The organism is Oleiagrimonas sp., from assembly GCF_027858935.1.
Taxonomy (GTDB): domain Bacteria; phylum Pseudomonadota; class Gammaproteobacteria; order Xanthomonadales; family Rhodanobacteraceae; genus Oleiagrimonas.
The window spans coordinates 1-2,891 of sequence record NZ_JAQIBU010000342.1 but is presented as its reverse complement, the minus strand read 5'-3'; the positions used below and the strand labels follow the sequence as shown (position 1 = coordinate 2,891).

Genomic DNA, 2,891 nt, shown 5'->3' with positions numbered 1-2,891 from the left:
TCCGGAAACAGGGTCAGAGTCGACTTTCCCAGCGCCTTTCCTAAAAGAAAAGACACTCTGAACCTGAGCTTTCCCCACAAATCCGCTCGATCAATCAACACGTTGCGTGCGGACTGAAGGAACGGTCCGCGCATGATGCGGTTATTCCTCAAGGGTTACGAAGCCAGAGGAGACCGCACCATGCGCGACCAAAGTATTGCAAAAGTACCTCTGGGATGCACTCCAGCCGATGCACGCGCTGCGCCGCTGCGTATTGTTGCGGGCCGTGGAAGCGTTGATCCAGGGCCGTCGTTTGACGCTGATCGATGTTGCCCGCGCCGGGTGCAGAGCGTATCCGCGCCCCGCTGAAAGCGCTGGATCGGCTGCTAGGCAACCGGCATCTGCACGCGGAACGCGAGCACCTTCATGCGGCCATGGCGCGCTGGCTGCTGCGCGGCCAGCATCCGGTAATCGTGTTGGATTGGTGCGATCTCAAGGCGGATCGACGCTGGCATCTGCTGCGAGCGGCCGTGCCGGTGGGTGGTCGCACACTGACGATCCTGGACATGGTCTTTCCTGATGGACAACAAGGTTCACCGGCCGCGGAGAAGCAGTTCCTGCAGCGCTTGGCAACGGTGATTCCCGAAGGCATGCAGCCGATCTTGGTGACCGATGCCGGCTTTCGTGCACCATGGTTGACCGGCTGCGCCGTTGAAAGGCGCTTCGTGCTGTCGAAGCGATGGGTTGGTACTGGCTTGGCCGTCTGCGCCATCGCACGCTGGTCAAGCCTGCGGATGCAGCAGAAACGCCGGATACGTGGGTCCCGTGCCGGGCACTCTGAGAGCTGGCGGTTGCCAAACCGCGCGACTTGGGGCTGATGGATACGGTGCGCGCGAAGCCTTGGCGTTGCCGTGTTGTGGTGCATGCCAAGCCACCGAAGGGACGCAAACAACGCAATCGTCAGGGCGTGCCATCGCGCACCAAGAAGAGCAAACAAAACGCGGCGAGAGAACGGGAGCCATGGCTTCTCGTTGCGTCACCAACACTGAGTCACTTGAGCGCCCGACAGATGGTTGCGCTGTATGCGCGACGCATGCAGATCGAACTGTCATTCCGGGACCTCAAATCACACCGTTACGGTCATGCCTTTGAGGACAGCCTGACCCGCAAGGGGAAGCGCATCGAGGTGCTGCTTTTACTCCACACGATGGCAGCCTTCGCCAGCTGGCTGGTCGGCATGGCCTGCGAAACCGCAGGCATCGACCAGTGGCTGGCGCCGTTTCGATCCAGACGACGGTTGTACTCCATCATGCGACTGGGTCGTGAGGCGCTGGTACGACGATGGTCAAATACCAGGCTCGAAGAACTTATGGAGCAGATACGAAAGCCGTCTCCAGCACTACTCGATCAGATGGTTGCGGCAGGATGAAAAGGTGGGGAAACCTCAGACTCCGTCCCCTTTGCGCTGTTATGCGAACTAGTTCGCATTTCACGCAATCTCTATCGCAGATAGTTGCGCTACGGGTCCTCGTGGCCCCGCTGCAGTTTTTGGCAACCTCACAACGATACGTTCCGTCGTATTTACCCGCGTGAACCGACATGCAGAAAAGGCCGAGTGTCTTCGAGATGACTGGCGAAAGTGTCACGCACATATTCCGCACGCGATGGCTTGCCATTGCGGGTAGCACGCTATTCGGGCTTGCTTGCGTCATCAGCCTGTTGCCCGGCCTGCCGAACAAACCCCAGCACCCACTGGCTCACGTGCCGGCATCGGGTTCGACGCAAGGCATCCTGAAGCCGGGTAATAGGCAGGCTTGCGAGGAGCGCACGCGCAATCCGCAATGGAGCCAGAGGCGTATTTGGACACCGTCGAACCCGGCACCTGCGCCATTGATGTCACTCGAAAAACCGCACGACCGAGCGCTGGCGATCGGCTTTTATGTGAACTGGGACGCCAGCAGCTATTCATCCCTGAGACGCGCCCTGCCAACGCTCGACTGGGTGATTCCGACCTGGACAACGGTCGGTGGGCCCAACATGGCCCTGAACGCGGATATCGATAGCAAGGCGCTACAGCTGATTCGTACCCTCAAGCCCGCAACGCCGATTCTGCCGCTGTTGCAAAATACCTTCGAGGGAAAATGGGACGGTGAAGGTCTGGCGCGTATGTTGGAGAACCCTGCCATGCGGCAGGCGCGCATCGCTGAGATCGTGTCGTTTCTCGACGCCCATCACTTTCAGGGCGTGACGATCGACTTCGAGGAAGTCACACCGGCGATGCACCACGCGCTAAAGGCGTTTCTGTCCGAACTGAGGCTGGCGTTCCTGCCGCATGGCTGGGCTATCGTCCTGTCAGTGCCGTTTGATGACGCCAGCTGGGATTACGCTGGCTATGCGAAGCTCGTCGATTTTGAACTGCTGATGGGGTATGACCAGCACTGGGGCGGAAAGCAGGCGGGCAGCATTGCCGCCAAGGGTTGGTTTGAGCGCACGCTTCACAAGCGTATGAAGCAGCTGGACCCGGAACATACAATCATCGCCTTGGGTAGCTACGGTTATGACTGGGCTGCTGGTAGCAACGCCGAGGTACTGACCTTTGATGATGCGTTGCGCCGCGCCGCCAACTCCCAGGCGCACATCAGCTTCGACTTCAGGACGCAGAACCCGCACTACAGCTACAACGACCACGCCGGTATCGCGCATCAGGTCTGGTTTCTCGATGGAATCACCGCCTCCAACCAGATACATGCCGCCGACAACTACAAGCCTTATGCCTACGTGTCTAGTCCCGCTTGGTTATTAGTTCTCCTAACAAACAGATCGGGCCGCTTTTGGCGCCATGCCCGCATCGCCTGCAAAGGCGTCCTGTGCCCCAATGCTGTATGGGGCAAGTGGTCGTTGTAGAGCTTCAC

Annotated in this window: 1 protein-coding gene and 1 pseudogene; both read left to right on the top strand. The window is 59.3% G+C overall.

Annotation, left to right across the window (positions count from 1 at the left end):
- Positions 1–229: 229 nt before the first annotated feature.
- Positions 230–1,408: pseudogene (locus PF446_RS13030) on the top strand (IS4 family transposase).
- 170 nt (positions 1,409–1,578) lie between these two features.
- The gene (locus PF446_RS13025; protein WP_298072294.1) at positions 1,579–2,883 is read left to right on the top strand and encodes a glycosyl hydrolase family 18 protein; all 1,305 of its coding nucleotides are present in this window, start codon (positions 1,579–1,581) and stop codon (positions 2,881–2,883) included.
- The last annotated feature ends 8 nt before the right edge of the window (positions 2,884–2,891 follow it).